Source organism: Winogradskyella wichelsiae (assembly GCF_013403925.1).
Classification (GTDB): domain Bacteria; phylum Bacteroidota; class Bacteroidia; order Flavobacteriales; family Flavobacteriaceae; genus Winogradskyella; species Winogradskyella wichelsiae.
In genome coordinates this window covers 1-1,265 of record NZ_JABFDJ010000037.1, presented here as the reverse complement: position 1 = coordinate 1,265, position 1,265 = coordinate 1, and the positions used below count along the sequence as shown (strand labels likewise).

At 35.5% G+C, this 1,265-nt stretch carries 1 protein-coding gene; it reads left to right on the top strand.

The genetic code is table 11. The features are described from left to right. On the top strand, positions 1-1,265 hold a 1,265-nt coding region (locus tag HM985_RS17070), incomplete at both ends, for a DUF7507 domain-containing protein (protein ID WP_449489493.1).

Genomic DNA, 1,265 nt, shown 5'->3' with positions numbered 1-1,265 from the left:
TACGCAGACTTAGGCGAAACAATTACGTATAATTTTACAGTAACTAATGAAGGCGAATTAGCAATCACGAGTGTGGTATTAACCGATGCCATGTTAGGTGGAGTAATCACGTTATCATCAGGAGATTTAAATAGTGATAATATATTAGATGTTGATGAGATTTGGTTATACACTTCAAATTATACCATACTTCAATCAGATATTGATGCAGGTATTGTAAGTAATCAAGCCACAGTAACCGGAACAAGTTCGGATGGATCTACATTAACAGATCTTTCAGATGATGATTCAGTTTTAGAAGATGACATTACAGAAACAGTAATGCCTCAAGAAAGTGGAATCGGAGTTATCAAAACATCAGTATTTAATGACGAAAATAATGATGGCTTCGCAGACTTAGGGGAAACAATCACGTATAATTTCAGCGTAATCAATGAAGGCGAATTAGCAATCACGAGTGTGGTATTAACCGATGCCATGTTAGGTGGAGTAATCACGTTATCATCAGGAGATTTAAATAGTGATAATATATTAGATGTTGATGAGATTTGGTTATACACTTCAAATTATACCATACTTCAATCAGATATTGATGCAGGTATTGTAAGTAATCAAGCCACAGTAACCGGAACAAGTTCGGATGGATCTACATTAACAGATCTTTCAGATGATGATTCAGTTTTAGAAGATGACATTACAGAAACGGTATTACCTCAAGAAAGCGGAATCGCAGTTATCAAAACATCAATATTTAATGATGAAAATACTGATGGCTTCGCAGACTTAGGGGAAACCATCACTTATAATTTCACCGTAACCAATGAAGGCGAATTAGCAATCACAAGTGTGGTATTAACCGATGCCATGTTAGGTGGAGTAATCACGTTATCATCAGGAGATTTAAATAGTGATAATATATTAGATGTTGATGAGATTTGGTTATACACTTCAAATTATACCATACTTCAATCAGATATTGATGCAGGTATTGTAAGTAATCAAGCCACAGTAACCGGAACAAGTTCGGATGGGTCTACATTAACAGATCTTTCAGATGATGATTCAGTTTTAGAAGATGACATTACAGAAACAGTAATGCCTCAAGAAAGTGGAATTGCAGTGATTAAAACATCAGTATTTAATGACGAAAATAATGATGGCTTCGCAGACTTAGGAGAAACCATCACGTATAATTTCACCGTAACCAATGAAGGCGAATTAGCAATCACAAGTGTGGTATTAACCGATGCCATGTTAGGTGGAGT